General features: G+C 47.7%; 14 protein-coding genes. 12 read left to right on the top strand and 2 right to left on the bottom strand.

Annotated elements, in window-relative coordinates; translation table 11 throughout:
• The first annotated feature begins 89 nt into the window (after nucleotides 1-89).
• Nucleotides 90-1,055: a YhcN/YlaJ family sporulation lipoprotein gene (locus tag BLS14_RS25780; RefSeq protein WP_063566682.1), complete on the top strand. Its 966-nt coding sequence runs from the start codon at nucleotides 90-92 to the stop codon at nucleotides 1,053-1,055.
• Between the two features lie 313 nt (nucleotides 1,056-1,368).
• Nucleotides 1,369-1,593 (top strand): helix-turn-helix domain-containing protein, encoded by a 225-nt coding sequence (locus BLS14_RS25775; RefSeq protein ID WP_017692532.1) that lies wholly within the window; start codon nucleotides 1,369-1,371, stop codon nucleotides 1,591-1,593.
• 505 nt (nucleotides 1,594-2,098) lie between these two features.
• Here BLS14_RS25775 and BLS14_RS25765 read toward each other — a convergent pair.
• On the bottom strand, nucleotides 2,099-2,452 hold the full coding sequence (locus BLS14_RS25765) for a hypothetical protein (RefSeq protein WP_072735431.1): 354 nt from the start codon (nucleotides 2,450-2,452) through the stop codon (nucleotides 2,099-2,101).
• 244 nt (nucleotides 2,453-2,696) lie between these two features.
• On the opposite strand from BLS14_RS25765, the gene BLS14_RS25760 reads away from it, so the two are divergent.
• From BLS14_RS25760 to BLS14_RS25745, 4 genes are all read left to right on the top strand, one after another.
• Nucleotides 2,697-3,560, top strand: a complete 864-nt coding sequence (locus tag BLS14_RS25760) for a MurR/RpiR family transcriptional regulator (protein ID WP_063566684.1) — start codon at nucleotides 2,697-2,699, stop codon at nucleotides 3,558-3,560.
• Nucleotides 3,561-3,564: 4 nt separating this feature from the next.
• A complete protein-coding gene (gene nagB / locus BLS14_RS25755; protein WP_063566685.1) occupies nucleotides 3,565-4,293 on the top strand; it encodes a glucosamine-6-phosphate deaminase in 729 nt (242 codons plus the stop codon).
• The gene (gene nagA / locus BLS14_RS25750) at nucleotides 4,290-5,504 is read left to right on the top strand and encodes an N-acetylglucosamine-6-phosphate deacetylase (protein ID WP_256336672.1); all 1,215 of its coding nucleotides are present in this window, start codon (nucleotides 4,290-4,292) and stop codon (nucleotides 5,502-5,504) included. The genes nagB and nagA overlap by 4 nt, the downstream gene beginning before the upstream one ends.
• A 114-nt stretch (nucleotides 5,505-5,618) precedes the next feature.
• Entirely contained in the window at nucleotides 5,619-5,990 is a 372-nt protein-coding gene (locus tag BLS14_RS25745; RefSeq protein ID WP_053783145.1) for a hypothetical protein, read from the top strand.
• A gap of 394 nt (nucleotides 5,991-6,384) precedes the next feature.
• Here BLS14_RS25745 and BLS14_RS25740 read toward each other — a convergent pair whose 3' ends face one another.
• Nucleotides 6,385-7,740 carry a dipeptidase gene (locus BLS14_RS25740; protein ID WP_090954612.1) on the bottom strand — a complete coding sequence of 452 codons (1,356 nt, stop codon included), beginning with the start codon at nucleotides 7,738-7,740 and terminating at the stop codon, nucleotides 6,385-6,387.
• A 230-nt stretch (nucleotides 7,741-7,970) separates the two neighbouring features.
• On the opposite strand from BLS14_RS25740, the gene BLS14_RS25735 reads away from it, so the two are divergent.
• The 6 genes from BLS14_RS25735 (at nucleotide 7,971) to BLS14_RS25710 (ending at nucleotide 18,614) form a co-directional block, all read left to right on the top strand.
• The gene (locus BLS14_RS25735; RefSeq protein ID WP_090954610.1) at nucleotides 7,971-10,373 is read left to right on the top strand and encodes an AraC family transcriptional regulator; all 2,403 of its coding nucleotides are present in this window, start codon (nucleotides 7,971-7,973) and stop codon (nucleotides 10,371-10,373) included.
• 331 nt (nucleotides 10,374-10,704) lie between these two features.
• Entirely contained in the window at nucleotides 10,705-11,634 is a 930-nt protein-coding gene (locus BLS14_RS25730) for an ABC transporter permease (protein ID WP_052016746.1), read from the top strand.
• Between the two features lie 39 nt (nucleotides 11,635-11,673).
• Entirely contained in the window at nucleotides 11,674-12,561 is an 888-nt protein-coding gene (locus BLS14_RS25725; protein WP_024632531.1) for a carbohydrate ABC transporter permease, read from the top strand.
• Between the two features lie 18 nt (nucleotides 12,562-12,579).
• Nucleotides 12,580-14,085, top strand: a complete 1,506-nt coding sequence (locus tag BLS14_RS25720; RefSeq protein WP_072735430.1) for an extracellular solute-binding protein — start codon at nucleotides 12,580-12,582, stop codon at nucleotides 14,083-14,085.
• A 239-nt stretch (nucleotides 14,086-14,324) separates the two neighbouring features.
• The gene (locus BLS14_RS25715) at nucleotides 14,325-17,675 is read left to right on the top strand and encodes a glycosyl hydrolase (RefSeq protein ID WP_090954608.1); all 3,351 of its coding nucleotides are present in this window, start codon (nucleotides 14,325-14,327) and stop codon (nucleotides 17,673-17,675) included.
• A gap of 117 nt (nucleotides 17,676-17,792) precedes the next feature.
• Nucleotides 17,793-18,614 (top strand): polysaccharide deacetylase family protein, encoded by an 822-nt coding sequence (locus BLS14_RS25710; RefSeq protein WP_063566690.1) that lies wholly within the window; start codon nucleotides 17,793-17,795, stop codon nucleotides 18,612-18,614.
• Nucleotides 18,615-18,620 lie beyond the last annotated feature (6 nt).

The following is an 18,620-nucleotide window of genomic DNA, read 5'->3' as shown; positions in this document are numbered from 1 at the left end:
CTAATGTTCCATATCCTTTCAGCATATCGCTCCGTACAGAAGAGCATCCTATCCTTGTGACCAAAACCAACATAATTGGAGGATGAGACATGCCAGCAGCCAAAAAGGCGACAGCAATCAGCTTATCTTTGTCTACTGCAATCTTCGTAATGGCCGGATTGACGGGTTGTGGAACAAGTACAAAAGATAACAATCTGCACACCCAAAGTGTTCGTCATGAAGTGAAAGGCATTAACCGTTATGGTGTTGAATCCAATGGGATGGATGGCATTCGTGCGAAAAGTTATCGGACGCATAACGTCACCGACCTGAAATCAAGTGACGAGCTGGCTAAACGCATTACGGAAATGAAAGAAGTGAAGTCAGCACATGTCATGCTGACCGATCGTAACGCGTATGTTGCAGTCCGTTTGACAGATGGTCACACTGGCAAATTGGAAAGCAAATCTTTGCGTAACCGGGCAAATGGCACTATGCGTACAGAAAGCATGGGTCAGGATATGGGCGGTTTGCGTGTAAATGGTGGTAATGGAACCATGTCTCCATACAGCACCAGTGGCATTGCTCCGGGACTGAACACCAATGCAGCTACGGATCGCAGCCACATGGGCAATGATCGCAGTATCTATGGCACCATGGGTACTGGATCTTATGGCATGATGCGTGGTCTAACTAACAGTGGCAATGGCAATGCACGTACAATGACCGAAGGTCACTACGGGATGAAGAGTGAAACATCGCGTATTGACAGCACGGATGACAACACATCCGAAGAGATTAAATCCAAAATCTCGGCGAAAATCAAACAATTTGCACCTAACGTCGAGAACGTATATGTATCGGCTAACCCGGAATTTGTTCAACATGTGGAGAGCTATGCCACAGATATCCGTAACGGCAAACCGGTTAGCGGCATGATTAACACGTTCCAATCGATGGTTGAACGTATTTTCCCAACGAATGCGATGAACACAAATCACCGTGACGGCGTGCTTGATGATGGCATCATGAATCGTAACAACAACGATGGCATGATGAACCGCATGAATCGGTAATTTAAGTTGAACAAGTATGCCTTTGCGCTGATGGTCAACATTAGTTGCAGGGGCATGTTTGTTTTTAAAGGGATATTGAAAATAACGATTAAGAAGGATGATACATAGTATGCTCATATAATACTTAGTCCAAATTGACGATTTTTTGGATTACTACGTTTGTACCTACATAGCGATTATTCGTTCAAATTACAATTCACTGCCCATTTTTTTGATAAAACTGAACCAACGCCCTTGACCTTACATAAGATGAGTTGACTGTATCCCCTTAACCTTGTTACACCAACACAACCCAGGCAAGGAGGGGTGAACATTGAAGGGTATCGATCATAAAAGCAAATTTCTGTTGACCCACCGTGAACGCGAAGTATTCGAATTACTGGTTCAGGACAAAACGACGCGTGACATCGCAGGGCAGTTATTCATCAGCGAGAAAACGGTGCGCAACCATATTTCGAATGTGATGCAAAAACTCAATGTTAAGGGTCGTTCGCAAGCAGTTGTAGAGCTGATTAAGCTCGGAGAACTGAAGATCTGACGCGATACTGCACAGTTGATTGAAGCAGCATGAAAGTCTTTTTCTATTCTTCATGATGAAGAATGGGGAAAGACTTTTTTGTTTTAGGTTGGAAAGCAAAAACAAGCGAATTCCTAAAATGAAGGAATCGCTTGTTTTAAATATTCATTCTCAGAAGTCTGGATTCAGAAGCTGCTGATTGCAGTCCGCTATTCTGGTTAGCTCAGATTTTGGATAGCCTAGCCGCTTTGTCTTTTCGCAGCACCACCAGCAGGAACAATGAATTTTTCCTTTGGCAAAAGTCCCTTCGAACTTGTAGGACCAATCGTACCGCATAGCGAGCTGTTTTTTACGTTGAATAACACGCTTTCTGTGGTGCCTGTAGTAGGCTTGATTTCTTTGCTGAGATTTCATGGATCATCACGCTCCCTTGGGAAAAGGCTCAGCCCGCAGAAATTCCAAGGGTATAGATTGCTACGGGCAGAGCGTGATGGAAATCGTATTCGTATATGGCATAAGGGTTCACCTACATATGGTTATTGGAATGTTCCTCAATAAAGGATCTCCATTGTTTCTTTGAAAAAGGCTGATAGAAGAGCTGCTCCAATTCCCTGTATTGTGTTTCATCTAGGTGCAGATAGAGTGCTTTTTTCGCAATTTTGGCAGCAGGTTGGGGGGAAGATTTTGTACCGCCAGTTTTACGTTTGATTGGAATATGAAACTGCAGCAAGTCTGCGAGGCTATTCCAACCTTCCCAGCTCAGTCGCGCTCCGCGCTTCCAGTCGATGGCATAGAGGGCAAAGTATTTACGAGCTTCGGTCTGTTTTATGGCAATAATCCAGGTGGAAGGAATCATTTTTTGACGTTGTCGTTGATTCATCGAGTGTACCCCTTCCTTAGAAATGAAAATGTTCACATTCACTTCAAGGTTTATCTCCAATATAAGCGGAATCCCATTCCTTAATCAAGAAGATACCTTTTCAAAAATTTCATCATACATACCGCGAATACATGGTTAAAATCCTCTTGATTTGCAACAACGTATTGATTAAAATGAAAATATAAAAATAATTTTCTTTATTTATAATGAATTAATAAAAATAATTTTCATAAAAGGAGAACTCATGGCAGCCATACTACATGCGTTGCAGCAAGAGCTGAATGAACTTCCGTCTCAGGAACGACGAATCGCAGAGGTGATTTTACAGTCCCCATCTGATATTCCTGGCTGGACCATTAACCATCTTGCACAGCAAAGCGGAACAAGTGCGGCTACGGTAACCCGCTTTTGCAAATCATTCCATTTCAAAGGTTTTCCTGATTTCAAAATGAAGCTGGCCGCAGAATTGTCGCATTCCACCAATGAAACAGCATATCAGGATATCGTGGCAGGTAATCCTTTATCCAAAATTGTGGAAGCCATTGAAGCCAATCATCTTGCATCCATTGCGGACACTACCCGTTTGCTGGATCTAGGAAGGCTGGAGCATGCAGTTCAGTTACTATGTCATGCCCGTCGTATTGATCTCTACGGTGTCGCAACCTCTTCCATTGTTACGCAGGATTTCTACCAGAAACTTGTGCGGATCGGCAAAAGCTGTACTGCCTTCTCGGATTCACATATGCAAATTACGTCGGCTTCTTCACTGGGTGAGGGAGATGTGGCGATGGCGGTATCTTATTCGGGTGAAACACCGGAGACGATCGATGCCTTGCATTGTGCCAAACAGGCGGGAGCCTCTACCATTTCACTGACATCCTATGGAAATAACAAACTTGCGGGGGTGTCTGATATTCCGCTCTTTACGTCTTCGTTGGAAGAAGGCATGAGACGGGGGGATATGGCTTCACGTATTGCACTGCTGCATGTCGTCGATATTCTATTCACGGGCATGGTTAGTGCCGACTTTGACCGTTTTATCCCCAAATTGGAACAATCGTATCACAATGTACAGTCTTATCGAGTTCAACATAACGGAGGTGCCTAAGAAGATGAATATTCGTATTTTTGAAAATGAAGAAGATTTGAATGCAACGGGTGCAGGGGTGATTGCCAGTTTGCTACAGACAAAACCCCGGGCTGTACTGGGACTCGCGACTGGAAGTTCTCCTGTGGGTATCTATAAACAGCTTATTGCTTTGTACCAGAAAGGTCTGGTCAGCTTTGCGCAGGCCTCTTCCTTCAATCTGGATGAATATGTCGGTCTTCCTGTAGAACATCGCGAAAGCTACCGCAGCTTTATGAATGAGCAACTGTTTTCGCATATTGATATCGATCTCGCCAGAACCCAGGTGCCGAATGGACAGGCTTCGGATTTAAATGAGGAGTGTGTTTCCTATGAACAACGGATTGATGATCGTGGACCAGTAGATCTGCAATTGTTGGGTATCGGACATAATGGTCACATTGGCTTCAATGAACCCGGAACCGAGCTTACAGGACGGACACATGTGGTGGATCTCAAAGAAGAGACAAGAAAAGCAAACGCCCGCTTTTTTAATCATATTGATGAAGTTCCAACTCAGGCCATTACGATGGGGGTAGGTACAATTCTGAAAGCCAAACAAATTCTGCTGATCGCCCGTGGTGAGGAGAAAGCCGAAATTATTCGTGAAGCCTTTATGGGGCCGATTACGACACAATGTCCCGCTTCGCTGCTGCAATGTCATCCTAATGTGGTCGTGTTACTGGACCGTGCGGCTGGGAGGCTGGTGAAATGAACGTAGAAGCTATGGAAAACCAGGAGCAAGAGAGTGAAAAAACCATTTCACTTCTTCGAGGTAAAATCGTACTGCCCGATGGTGTAATGGAGGATGGTGTACTGGTCTGGACGGATGGGAAGATCCTTTATGCTGGCGCACCCGAGGGATTATCTGAACAGATTCGCCGTGAAGCCGTATCTGTGCCTGTTTCCAAGCATGGCGTCATTGTGCCTGGATTTATAGATATCCACGTACATGGTGGCAATGGCGAAGACTTTATGGACGCGAGTAAGGATGTGATGGATAAAATCACTTCATTCCACAGCACACAGGGGACCACTGCCATGCTGGCAACGTCTATGACAGCGCCCAAAGATAGTCTGGACCGGGTATTGGCTGAAGTGGACAGCTACCGTTCCGGTGACATGCCTTATGCACAGCTGGAAGGTGTACATCTGGAGGGTCCTTTTTTCAGTCCGAAGTGGCCCGGCGCACAAAACCCGGATCATATTGTATTGCCTAATGTGTCCTGGCTGGACGCGTGGGAAAAACAATATCCCGGCCTGATTCGTCAAGTCACCCTGGCGCCGGAACGTGAGGGAGCGCTCGAAGTCATTTCATGGCTGCGCGAGCAGCGAATTACGGCAGCATTAGGACATACGGATGCGACCTATGAAGAAGTACAGCTTGCGGTCGAGGCCGGGCTGCACCATGCCGTGCATACATTCAATGCGATGACACCGCTCCATCACCGGAATCCCGGAGCTGCCGGCGCAGTGCTTAGTGATTCCCGCATCAGTGCAGAAGTCATTGCAGACGGTATCCATGTGCATCCGGCGGCGATGTCTATTTTGGCTCAACTGAAAGAACAAGCAGATCAGCTTGTGTTAATCACAGACGCGATGTCTGCTACCGGGCTGGATGATGGTGAATACAAAATTGGCGATCTGCCTGTGATTGTTACGAAAGGTGTGGCACGTTTGAAAGACGGAGGCGCACTGGCAGGAAGCACGCTCACGATGATTCGTGGTTTCCGCTATCTGGTACAGGAAGTAGGCTTGAGTCTGAATGCAGCTTCACGCGCAGCCAGCCTGACGCCGGCACGTCTGCTCGGCATTGATCACCGCACGGGTTCCTTTGCTAAAGGCAAACAGGCGGACGTCGTTTTGCTGAATGGTGATTTGAAAATTGAGGAAGTGTGGGTGAAGGGAAGACGAATCGGCGGTTAATTCTACATTTGTAGTGTTGTCGTGTGCCTCAACAGGCAATAGCTTGCGTAATGTGTTAAAATAGATCTCAAAAAAGCCGGGATCTGCGGATCACGCATTACGGAGGCGTGAAACATGGAACGTAACGCTATGCTCGAATTCGACCCGTTCATCACAGAGCTGGCGGAAAAGCTGCACGTACACGGATATTATGCCTTTTATGGCGAGCACTACAATGAGACCGATATGGAGCAGTACCGTAGACACCTATTCACCTCATTCAGCAATATCGTATGGGTGGAGCTGGATGCACGCAAAAAGTATATGATTGTGGATCATCGTGGACGCAACACGGTCATGAAGTTAATCGACGGTATGCTGAACACCCGTAGAACGCTGCGGGCCAATCTGGCGATGGCAGGTACAGACACCTCCGAAGTCCAGCAGGAAATCACGCACATGATGCAGCTTGTGCATATGTTAAATTTCACAACCTTCCGCTCATAAGTGGAGGATACAGGATTAAAATCTAGAGGATGTCTCCGGAAGTTTGTATACTTCTTCTAGTCACAACGCTAACGAATCTGTCGCACCAATTATAAAAGGGGCGTGCCGTCATGAATATAGACGGCACACCCCTTTTATCTATCTATATATCTACCTACTATCCTTCATTTGTAAAGTAGGTTCAATCTTAAAATAAGTCATGGAAAAGCTGCAAAGTAGTGAAGGAGACGAAATCGATTCTGAAGAAGCGAAGCGTTCGCCTTTATCCCCGGATTTCACCTTTGTCAAAAGGAATCAAAGAAATCCGGGGATAACAGCGATCGAAAGAACGATTCGGCACCGGAACGTCAACCCAGCACGCTTTCCAATACTTATTTTTCACATGAACTATACTTTACAAACTCTTCAAAAACTGAACAATCGTCAACAACCCTTTATCAAAGTTCTCCAGGTTGAAATGCTCATTCGGTGCATGCAGGTTCTCATCTGGCAAACCGAAGCCCATCATAACAGCCGGAATACCAAGCACGCGTGAAAGTTTCTCCACGATCGGAATGGAGCCGCCATCTTTCGTAAACAGGGCACGAACGCCGTACACTTGCTCATAGGCATCAGCTGCTTTTTGCAGTACCGGATCGGAAGGATCAGTATTGAACGCAAAGGCTTTCTCGATCTGTTTCACATGCAGCGTTGCGCCAGGTTGAACGTGCGCGCGCAGATGTGCTTCGATACGGTCCAGCACCTGCTGTGGATCTTGATCCGCAACAAGGCGGCATGTAATTTTGGCATGAGCTTCCTTCGGAATAACGGTTTTGGTGCCTTCACCTTGGAATCCGCCCCATACGCCATTCAGTTCCAGCGTTGGACGTGCGCCAATACGCTCTACGAACGAGTAGCCTTCTTCCCCGTACAATTGCTCCAATCCGAGGTCTTGACGAAGCTGTTCTTCATTGAAGCCTTGCTTCACGAACTCTTCTCTCATCTCAGGAGAGAGCGGCAGAACGCCATCATAGAAACCATCTACGCTCACGCGACCTTGCTCATCATGCAGCGAAGCGAGCAGGGATACGAGTGCGTGCAGTGCGTTCGGTACACCGCCTCCAAATGAACCGGAGTGCAGGTCCGTGTTGGCTGTATTCAGATCCACTTCGAGCGAGCAAAGACCACGCAGACCCGTAGAGATCGCCGGTTTTCCTTTTTCGAGCAGGGACGTATCCGAGATTAGTACCATATCTGCACGCAGCTTGTCTGTATTGTCGTTCAGGTAGATCGGCAGGTTCGGGCTGGAGATTTCCTCTTCACCTTCGATGCAGAATTTCACATTAACAGGAAGTTCCTTGTTTTCGGCAAGCAGAGCTTCAACCGCCTTGATATGTATGAAGATTTGTCCTTTATCATCCGTAGCACCACGTGCAAACAGTTTGCCATCACGAAGGGTAGGTTCGAATGGAGGTGTTTCCCACAGGTTAAGCGGATCGACAGGCTGAACATCATAGTGTCCATAGATCAGTGCGGTTGGTTTGCCGGGTGCATGCAGGTGATCTGCATATACAATCGGATGTCCCGCTGTTGGAATAACCTCTACATTTTCCATACCTGCACGAGTGAGTGCATCTGCAGCCCATTGTGCCGCACGGTTAATATCCTCTTTATGTGCCGAAATGGCTGAAATACTTGGAATGGACAACCATTCGTTCAATTCCGCCAGGTGTTTCTCTCTATTTTCTTGAAAATAAGTTTGTTCCTTCATTAAAAGGCCTCCTTCATGTTTTGCTTTATCCTATTGTAATCCATTTTGATGCGTTAATAAAACATTGGTTAAAAAATGATCTGCTACAACCCGTTTCATTCCCCCGGAAATTATGCGTATAATACAAGAAACGGATTTCATCCATATATTCTCATGTAAACCATTCAGCAGGGGAGTTGAGGGAGTTCCCATGACAGTCAGAGCATACGCAAGCAAGCAGGTGAGCACTGATGGAACCAGTTAGGAAGGTAAGATCCTCCGGCAGACTCACGCGTTGGCCAGGGTTAACCACAGGACGACATAAAGGGCGTTTTTATCGAAACAGCCTGATGCTTATTTTGCTCATTGCCAGCATTCCCGGACTGATTACAGGAATCGTGATGTATCAGTTGGTCGTTGGCCGGATGGAAAATGAATTTAATCAGATGCACCAAAGCCAGATTGAGAACCGGGCGCGCAACGTGGACGACCAACTCGCTTATCTGGAGATGACCTTGTCCCATTGGGCTTTTGAACCCAGGTTTGGCAATGCGCTGCGAACGCTGGATTTTGTGTATTATTTCAACGAAACACAGGAGATCGTCACCACACTATACGTGTTGCAAGGCTCTCATCCGCTCATCAAATCCGCGCAGCTATATTTGCAGGAACCGAAACCGATTTTGTTTAACCGGGATTATAACGAATTGAAGGATGATGCAAAAATACAGGCCTACGACCGCTATCTGACGATGGGCAACCATGTGTATTGGACAGACTGGATTGCGAGCCAGAGCAGTGATAAAGCATCTCAAACGAATGATAGTATACTGCATACCGATCCGGGTAATGCACTGGTTCTTGTACATAAGATTCCGGGTGAAAGCATTAATCCATTTGGTGCGCTGATCATTACGCTGGATAATGAGAAAGTCGCCAGCTTGTTGAAAACGCTTACTCCTTATGATGAAGGATTAACATTCCTCATGGATAAACAGGGCAATACACTGGTTACCGGTAATCCGGTAGCAGGGAAGACCGACCTTGCTTTTGAGCAGCAACTCAAAGAAGAGGTAGCCCTGCATGCAGAGAACCATTCATTCCTGTTCCAATATGAGGACGAAACCTATTCCGTGTCCTATGGATCACTGAGTCGGATTGATTCGGACTGGACGTATGTCTCCGCAGCTCCGCTGACATCGGTGACCTCACCGGTGAAGCTCGTATCCAAAATTATCGTCATTGCGAGTGCTGGCAGTCTTATCCTGGGGTTGGTATTATCCTGGTTTGCTTCACGCAGAATATACTCTCCCGTAGCAAGGATGCTCCATTTATTGACGCCGGGCAGGAGTGAAACGACAACAGATACCAGGCTAGATGAATTCCAGCTATTGGAACAACAGTGGAACGAATTGACTTCGCAGAGTCTGACCGCCCATCGACAATTACAGGAGCAGCTTCCCCATTTGCGGGACAGTTTTGTATTACAACTGGTGCAGGGGCATCTGTATGCCTATAAAGAGCAGGATCTTCAGCAGCGGATGAGGAATCTTGGATTTGAGGTGGAAGACCAGCAGTTTTTGCTTCTTCAGATGTATTTTACGGGCTATGCCCAGTTACAGGGTCGATTTGGGAGCCAGGATACAGGGCTGGTTACCTTTGCAGCAGTTAATATCATTGAAGAAGTTGCCAAAAATGTTTTCAGTCAAATTAGTGTAATGAACTTTCACGACCTGTCTTCAGCCATGCTTGTGATTGCTCCCAACGACGAGCCTGTGAAATCACAAGCGTTATTATGGGGACAAGAGTTGGTGGAGGTCATAGGTCAGACTTTGAAAATGAACGTGACGGTGATCGTAAGTCGTCCTGCTGCTTCCCCGCAGGAATTGCCGGGATTATTCATGGAGATGGAGCAGGCGGTTGCTTATCGCAGCGTGGAGGACGGGAGCCAGATTCTCGATTTGGAGGATGAGCAATGTTTCCGCAGAACGGAAGAAGCCTCGTATCCACTGGGGCTGGAACGTGAGATCCTTCAGGCGATCAGGCTTGGGAAGAAGGATGAGTCTGAGCGTGTACTGGAGCAATTTGTGACCGAGATCACCCAAGCGGGCAGTTCCGAATTCCAGGTGCAGCAGATGATGCTTCAATTGCTGGGAAGTATTCAGCATATGATGCTGCAGACCGGGGTAACGCCTTACAAGCTGTTTGGTGGCTGCAACATGTATGAGCGCTTGTCCACGATTCGCGAACCTGCACAAATGATGAAATGGATGATCGGAGAAGTATTGCTGCCATATGTTCAGGAGATCGAGATGCGTTCCCAGGAGCCGCTGAAGCAGGTAGTGGAACGTACGATGTTGTTTATTGATGAGAATTATAGAAACGAACTTTCCCTGGAAGGCTGTGCAGATGCGGAGCAGATGACCCCTTATGCATTAAGCAAGGCATTCAAGCAAGTATCGGGCATGAATTTCATTGATTATTTAACACGGGTACGAATGGATGCGGCGAAGCAATTGCTGCGTGAGACCACGATGAAAATCAATGATATCGCAGGAGCTGTTGGATACCAGCACAGTTACTTTAATCGGATTTTCAAGAAACAGGAAGGTTTAACCCCGAGCCAGTATCGGGATAAATGGCTAGGTAAATAAACCTGTTCATAAGACTTCATCATTGACCGGAATCCCGCTTCATGGGACTCCGGTTTTTCATGTTTCACCTCGGAAACAAAGAAGGATAATGCTGCAAAAATGTGCAATAACCTTTGCCAAAGTATATCCAAATTGAAGAAGGAATGGCGTTATAGCGGGCTTTCGGACCACTTTGCGCAACCATGCAAAAAATGAAGGTTGCCGGAAACAAGGCAGCTGTATAGTCTGAATAACAGGTCGATTGATAACGCTTACATAAATGGGGAGGGGAGACATTATGAACGGGAAGACGGACTGGAATGGAAATGGCGCTACAGCAGCTCAAGTGGATATGGCCGCATTGCCGATGAAGCGGGAGTCCAACTGGAAGAGGCAGATCAAACGAAATAAATGGCTGTACGTGCTTGTGCTTCCCGGATTTTTGTACTTTGTCATTTTTAAATACTTGCCTATGTGGGGGATCGTTATTGCCTTCCAGGACTATCAACCTTTTCTGGGCATTCGCGACAGTCAATGGGTGGGTATGGAGAACTTTACGAATTTCTTCTCCAATCCGGACTTCTTCCGATTGCTGAGGAATACGCTCGTCCTTGCCCTATATGATCTTATATTCTTTTTCCCGGCACCGATTATCATCGCTTTGTTACTTAATGAAATCCGGGTCGCTTTCTTCAAAAGAACGATTCAGACGCTGGTCTATGTACCTCACTTTGTTTCCATGGTCATTATCGCGAGTATCACTTATGTATTCCTGACTCCGCAAGGCGGGGTACTCTATGACCTGATCTCCTGGATCACAGGCAAACCGATCGATGTATTGGCAAGTCCGGGGTCATTTCGTCCGCTCATTATTGTTCAGATGATGTGGAAAGAGATGGGCTGGGGAACGATTATCTTCCTCGCAGCACTTGCAGGTGTGGATACAGAGCAGTATGAGGCTTCAATTGTGGATGGTGCAGGTCGATTACGGCGCATGTGGCACATCACGCTTCCAGCGATCCGCACGACCATTGTTATCTTGCTCATTCTCAGGCTGGGGAACTTCCTGGATACCGGTTTTGAACAAATCTATCTGATGACCAACTCGCTGAATCGTGATGTGGCAGATGTATTTGATACGTATGTATACACCGTCGGGATTACGCAAGGTGCATTCAGTTACAGTACCGCGGTCGGGTTATTCAAGTCGGTTGTCGGAATTATTCTGGTGCTGGGCAGCAACAAACTGGCCAAGAAATTCGGACATCCCGGAATCTATTAAGAGCATGTTCGTCATCCATCGATAAGGAGGAAATTGCCCATGAACAGCCGTCTATACAACAGCCCTGCCGGCAGAGTATTTGATATTTTCAATTACGTCATGCTGGGGATTCTGGGCATATTAACCGTCCTTCCTTTCCTGTATATTATAGGAAATTCATTCGCGACCGAAGCCGAGATTACCGAACGCAGTTTTTTCCTTATTCCGAAGGTGTTTTCGTTCAGTGCGTATGAGTATATTTTTTCCTCGTCCACCATCTTCCGCAGTATAGGGGTTTCGATATTTGTTACGGTTGCAGGTACATTGGTCAATCTCTTCTTCACACTGACGATGGCTTACCCACTGTCCCGAAGTGACTTCTGGGGCCGAAATGTCATGATGAACATGGTGATTTTCTCCATGTTGTTCGGCGGCGGGATGATCCCGACCTATCTCGTCATTCGTGGACTTGGACTTCTGGATTCCTACTGGGCCCTCATGCTTCCTGGCGCGATCAGCGCTTTTAACTTAATTGTTGTCAAAAACTTTTTTCAACAAATGCCGCCAGGGCTGGAGGAAGCGGCCCGCATCGACGGCTGTTCGGATCTTGGGGTACTGTGGCGAATTGTTCTGCCATTGTCCAAACCGGTGATTGCCACCTTTGCGTTATTCTACGCCGTAGGCCACTGGAACAACTTTTTCTCGGCACTCCTGTACATTTCTGACAGTGACAAATGGCCATTGCAAGTCATGCTGAGACAGATCGTTCTGCTCTCACAGGCCAGTGTCGGAGATATGGCGAACATGGACCCCAATTTTGTACAGCCACCGGAGCAGTCCATTAAAATGGCGGTCATTGTGGTTGGTACCATCCCGATTTTGCTGGTGTATCCGTTTTTGCAGAAGCATTTTGCCAAGGGTGTCATGTTAGGTTCAATTAAAGGCTAAAGCCAAGGGGGAGAACGTATGGGACAAAAGACGGGATTCAAAAAAGGCGCATTGCTACTCTCTGCATCATTGGTATTGAGTACGATTCTGGGAGCTTGCTCCACGGACAAAGCAGGTTCAGGAACAGCTGCGGGTGGCACGGATCAGATCACGATTATGCTTCCGAACTTTGAAGCGGAGAATCCGCCGGATAACAGTCCTGTGATTCAGAAGCTTGAGGAATTGACCAAGATGGATGTGAATCTGCAATGGGTACCGAGTAGCTCCTATGAGGATAAATTCAATATCACACTGGCTTCGGGCAAGCTGCCCGATGTTATGGTTGTGCTGGGTAAGTCCCCAAGTTTCATTAATGCGGCTCGTACTGGAGCTTTCTGGGAGCTTGGACCTTATTTGAAAGACTATCCGAACCTCAGCAAGATGAATGAAATTATCACTAACAATGCTTCTATCGATGGCAAAACCTATGGCATCTACCGCGCACGTGCTCTCGGACGTAACGGTGTCACGATCCGCAAGGATTGGCTGGAGAAGCTTGGTCTGGAAGAGCCAAAGACCATTGACGAGTTCTACAATGTATTGAAAGCGTTCACGAAGGATGATCCAGACGGCAACGGTAAAGACGATACCTACGGTCTGGTGGCGAGCAAATTCACAGGTCCTTGGGATAATATGCAGATTTGGTTTGGTGCACCCAACAAGTGGGGCGAGGATGGTAACGGAGGTTTGATGCCGGCACACGAGACTCCAGAATATATGGAAGCTTTGAAATTTTTCCGTCAAATCTATAGCGAAGGTCTGGTCAACAAGGACTTTGCCGTGATGGATGCAACCAAGTTGTCCGATCCGTTTGTGAACGGGCAAGCAGGCGTAATGGTGGATGTAGCAGATAACGCACAGCGCATGGATCAGAAGATTCTGGAGAAAGATCCGTCAGCAACTGGGCATGTGGATGTGCTTCAGGCAATGGAGGGGCCGAACGGTTTGCGTGACATGCCAACATCCGGCTATTCCGGCATGATTGCCATTTCCAAAAGCAGTGTCAAAACGGAAGAAGACTTGAAAAAGGTACTGAGTTTCCTGGATCAGCTGAATGAACCTGAATTGCAGGCGCTGCTGGGGAACGGTCTGGAAGGCAAGCAGTATGAGAAAAAAGAGGGTTACATCATTCCGACAACTGACAAACTGGCGCTGCGAGATGTACAGGGTCTGAATCAGATCCTTATGTTTATTCCAGAGGACAAAACACTTCGTGTGCAACAGACACCTGTTCGCGAAAAGGTTGCACAAGTGCAGAAAGCCAATGAGGAAATCGTCATTGCTAATCCTGGCGAACCGCTGATTTCCGATGTGTATGCCCAGAAAGGACCACAGCTGGATAACATCATTAATGATGCCCGTATCAAATTCATCGTGGGGCAAATTGATGAAAAAGGTTTCCAGGATGCTGTAGCACTGTGGAAAAGCAGTGGTGGCGACGATTATGTCAAAGAAGTGAATGAGCTGTACGCTGCACTGAAGTAGATTGATGTTCCAGAGCCCGGCAGCCTTTCTTGTAGTGCAAAGGTGGCAGCCGGGCATTTCCGTGTATCCCTAGTTAGTTCAGGCTATTTAAAAAACGATCTTCATCTCTTTTTTTGTGAATTATAGCTTCCAGTATTTAGATTTTGATGTATAATCAATGCAAAACAAACCTATTTGAACTTAAATGAACGTTATCGGTAGATGGACGACCACTCTTGCACATACAGGGAGGAAGCGACATGTGGAACGGGGATGCATTTGAAAATCCCGAGGCGCAGTACCGGGTTCATCCCTTTTGGTTTTGGAATGGGGATATGGAAGAAGGGCAAATCAAACGACAAATAGCCGAAATGTCTGCACAGGGCGTAGGTGGTTTTTTCATCTGTCCACGTCAGGGGCTGGAGATTCCCTATCTGTCCGAAGCATGGTTTGACAAGGTACGGATTGCAGTGGAAGCGGCGGCTGCCTGCGGTATGCAGGTATGGTTATATGACGAGTATCCCTATCCAAGTGGGATGGCTGGCGGTGAGGTGACACTTGATTTTCCCGAGGCGAAGCAGCGCCAGCTTGTGCATAAGCAGATTCGTGTTCATGGCGGAGATACAGTGGATCATGAGTTGCCGTGGGGTCGAATTCTAGTGGCGAAGGCAATACCCAAGGATGCGCAGGGCAAACGATTGTGGCATGAATCCATTGATTTGCGCAATAACATCGGCAATATCCAGACGGATCAGGTCTATCAGGAGACAGGGCTCACGTCGTATAATCGCAAGCGGTTTTTTACATACCGAACGGCTTTCCGCCTGTCATGGAAAGCTCCCGCTGGGGAATGGGACGTGATTATATTTCAGGAAGAAGAGATGGATGATTTCAAATATTACGGCAACTTTGTAGACCCGTGTCACAAGGAAGCGATGAGCCGTTTTATTGAACTGACCCACGAACGGTATAAGGAAGCAATTGGAGAACAGTTTGAAAGCGTAATCAAAGGCATGTTCTCCGATGAAATTGCGCCGCTTGGGCGTATCCCCTGGTCTCCACAGCTTCCCGGCTATTTCAGTGAACGCTGCGGTTACAGTCTGATTGAGTCCCTACCTGCTCTGCTGCATGGCGATGTCCCAGACGCAGAACGTATCAGGTATGATTATTATCAGTCGCTACATCTGCTGCTCAGGGAGTCGTATCACAAACAGGTACATGACTGGTGTGAAGAGGCAGGGATTCAGTATGCGGCAGAAGTGCCCGGGGTACGGATGACCACGCAGTTGTTCAGTCATATGCCAGGTGGAGATTCAGCACATGAGAAAATCGGACGCCCCTTATCCTGGATTCTGGAACGGTATGGCAAGAAGATGCGCGACAATCCGAAGATGGTCAGCTCGCTTGCCAGACAGCTTGGCCGAAGCCGCAATCTGATTGAGTGTTTTCACAGTGTGGGCTGGTCGATGACTTTACAGGATGCCAAATGGATGATTGACCGAATGGCAGCCATGGGCACCAACTTTTTTAATTTCCACGCCTTTTTCTATACCATCGGCGGACTCGCCAAGCATGATGCACCGCCGTCCCAGTTTTTACAGAACCCGTATTGGCGTCACTTCCGGCAGTTGGGAGATTACACAGGACGTTTAAGCTATCTGATGAGCACCGGGACTGCGGATATTCGTATTGCCGTGCTTGATCCAACGACCACGTTCTGGAGCCTGATGGGCAATCCGTTACACGGGTTCGAATATGGCGGAGAAGACGAAGAAGAACGGGCGAAGCTGGATCGTCTCACGAACGATTGGATGCGGATCACCTCGCATCTGCTCGAAAACAGACGTGACTATGATCATCTGGACCCCGAGCTGTTAGCGGAAGCTGTGCTGGCCGAGGGCACAATTCAGATTGGTGTTGCACGTTATGAAGTGCTGATTCTTCCACCGATGCTGAACCTGGAGGCAGCAGCCTGGCAGCAGGTTATGCAGTTCGTAGAACAGGGGGGAACGGTCATATCGGTAGGCATGCCTCCGCATGTAGCCATCCAGCCAGGAAGCCCTGCAGGAAATGAGGCCGCTCAGTTCTTTGGAGCAGGCAACCAGCCGCACGAGGCATATTGGGGCAATACAGACGAAACAGGTCATTACAGCAGCGAATTGATGTGGCTGCAGGGACAGGGAAATGCCTATTTTCTACCTGCTGGAACAGGTCGCGGGGATGACTTCTCCTTGGAACTGATCTCCCTGCTGCTGGATCAGGTACTGCCCGAACCGATCTGTTGGATCATGGAAGAAGAAAGTGCGTCGCTGCTTATGCAGACCCGTCAATTATCGGACGGAGAGTTTATGATCTTTTTGTCCAACCAGGAAGGACAACAACTTGAAGGGCAATTGAAAATGGTAGCCAAGCGGTTATGGACGGATGTGGATTTTTCGACGGGTACACGTCTGCTGGCGGAACGGCTCGATTTGGAGACAGGACAGCGTGAATCATTGCCGTTTACCAGCAGTGGTGGTGAATGGTGCATTTCGTTAAAGCTTGCTCCCTATGAAGCACATGTGGTGAGGCTTACTTTACAACATGCTCAAGAGGCATCAGAGGAGAATTCTTTTGCTCTGAACCAAACAGGGACGAAGTCTGGAGCGGATCGTTTAGTTACTGAGATTGAGAACGCACCCTATACGATTCAGCTTCCTGCGGAGGGGCCATGGCGACTGGAAACGGTGCAGTCCAACACACTTCGGATGGGGCAGTTCAACGTAACAGCTTCCAATGACAACGGTGTAATTTTTGAACGTAATCATGTTACAGTCAAGCCCTTTATTGATCAGGCGGCTGAATTGTCGGAGAACCATCATCTGCCGCTCCAGTTTAATCAGGTATTTGGTACACCGAAGAAAGCATCCGTTGCCTATCCAATCCAGTGCAAGTATACAACTACATTTGAGCTGAGAACGGCATTGGAAGAATGTCTGTTATTCATGGACAGGGCAGCGATATCAGGTGACTGGACCATGGAAATCAACGGTCAACCGATCGGACCTGATCTATTTGAGCCAATTGAAATTACCGATCACCATAATATTGGCTGCAATATAACTGAGTTGTTGCGCAGTGGCCTGAATGAAATGATCGTTACCTTAGAGGTCACGAGGGATGAAGAAGGTATCGTTGATCCGCTGTATCTGCAAGGGCGGTTTGGCGTGGAATTCCATCATGAAGGCATGGTCTCTCTCGTTCGTGAGCCGGATACGTCGATCCGAATTGGGCCTGAGCCACAGCCGTTGTATCCCCATTTTGCAGGAGAGATGAGTTACAAACGAAGCTTCTGGGTGGATCAGCCTGCTGAAGAGGTCGCGTCTTTTGAACTGGAATTCAGTAACTGGCAGGTGCAGGATGTGGTAGAAGTACGGGTGAATGGTTACAGTCTGGGCGTTCGATGCTGGTCTCCATATCGCTGGACGGGAGAAGCCTCGTGGCTGCGAGCAGGGGAGAACGATATTGAAGTACGCGTTACCAATACATTAATCGGACTGCTGGAAGGTACGTATTTTGAATCGGGCAGCCACAGTTTGCAGGAAGCCGGTCATGTATCAGCTGAAGAATAAACCTCCCAAGATAAACGGATTTATTCCTTAAGGAGGTAGAAGGATCGTTGATCTGCTGTTTTACAGCAAGGAAAATGAAAAGCCGGAAAAAGCAATTGAAGTGGGAGGAGGAACAAGATGGGACATCGTATCCAGTTTGACCGCTACCCAGGTGGCGTGATGAAGGCCTTGACGTTCAGTTATGACGATGGTGTGGTGCATGATCGCAGACTGGTGGGGATTTTCAATCAACATGGGCTGCGGGGTACATTCAATCTGAATTCCGGTACCCTGAGCAAGCCTGGCCGAATTGAGACGACAGAAGTTGCGAAGTTATATGCCGGGCATGAAGTGGCTGTACATACGGTCACCCATCCCACATTGCCCTATGTCCCGGATGAGCTGCTGACCGAAGAGATCATGGAAGATCGGAGATCGCTGGAACAGCTTGTCGGTTATCCGGTAAGAGGTATGGCCTATCCGAATGGAGGTTATGACCGTTCACTCAGCACCAAGCTCGAATGGCTTGGCATCGATTATGCACGCACGGTTGAATCCCATGGCAGGTACACACTGCCTGAGCGGCCGCTTGAATGGCATCCAACCTGCCACCATAACCATAATTTGGCGGCCCATGCCGAACGATTTATCCAGCATACGAAGACAGGTACGCCACTCTTGTTATATGTATGGGGTCACAGCTATGAATTCAATGATAACGACAATTGGCAGATTATAGAGCAGTTTGCTGAGCAGATTGGTGGCCGGGATGATATCTGGTACGCAACGAACATCGAAGTGATTGCTTACTGGAAAGCGGTCAAACGCCTGGAGTGTTCAGCAGATAGGTCCATCATCCACAATCCGTCCGCGATCACCGTCTGGTTTACGGCGGATCAGCAGGTGGTTGAAGTGAAGGCTGGCGAGACATTGCGACTAACCGAACGAATCAAGGTATAGGAAGGG

The organism is Paenibacillus sp. OK060 (assembly GCF_900101205.1).
In the GTDB taxonomy this organism is placed as follows: Bacteria; Bacillota; Bacilli; order Paenibacillales; family Paenibacillaceae; genus Paenibacillus; species Paenibacillus marchantiae.
Note: the sequence above shows the minus strand (reverse complement) of the source record. Positions and strands in the feature narration are given on the sequence as shown.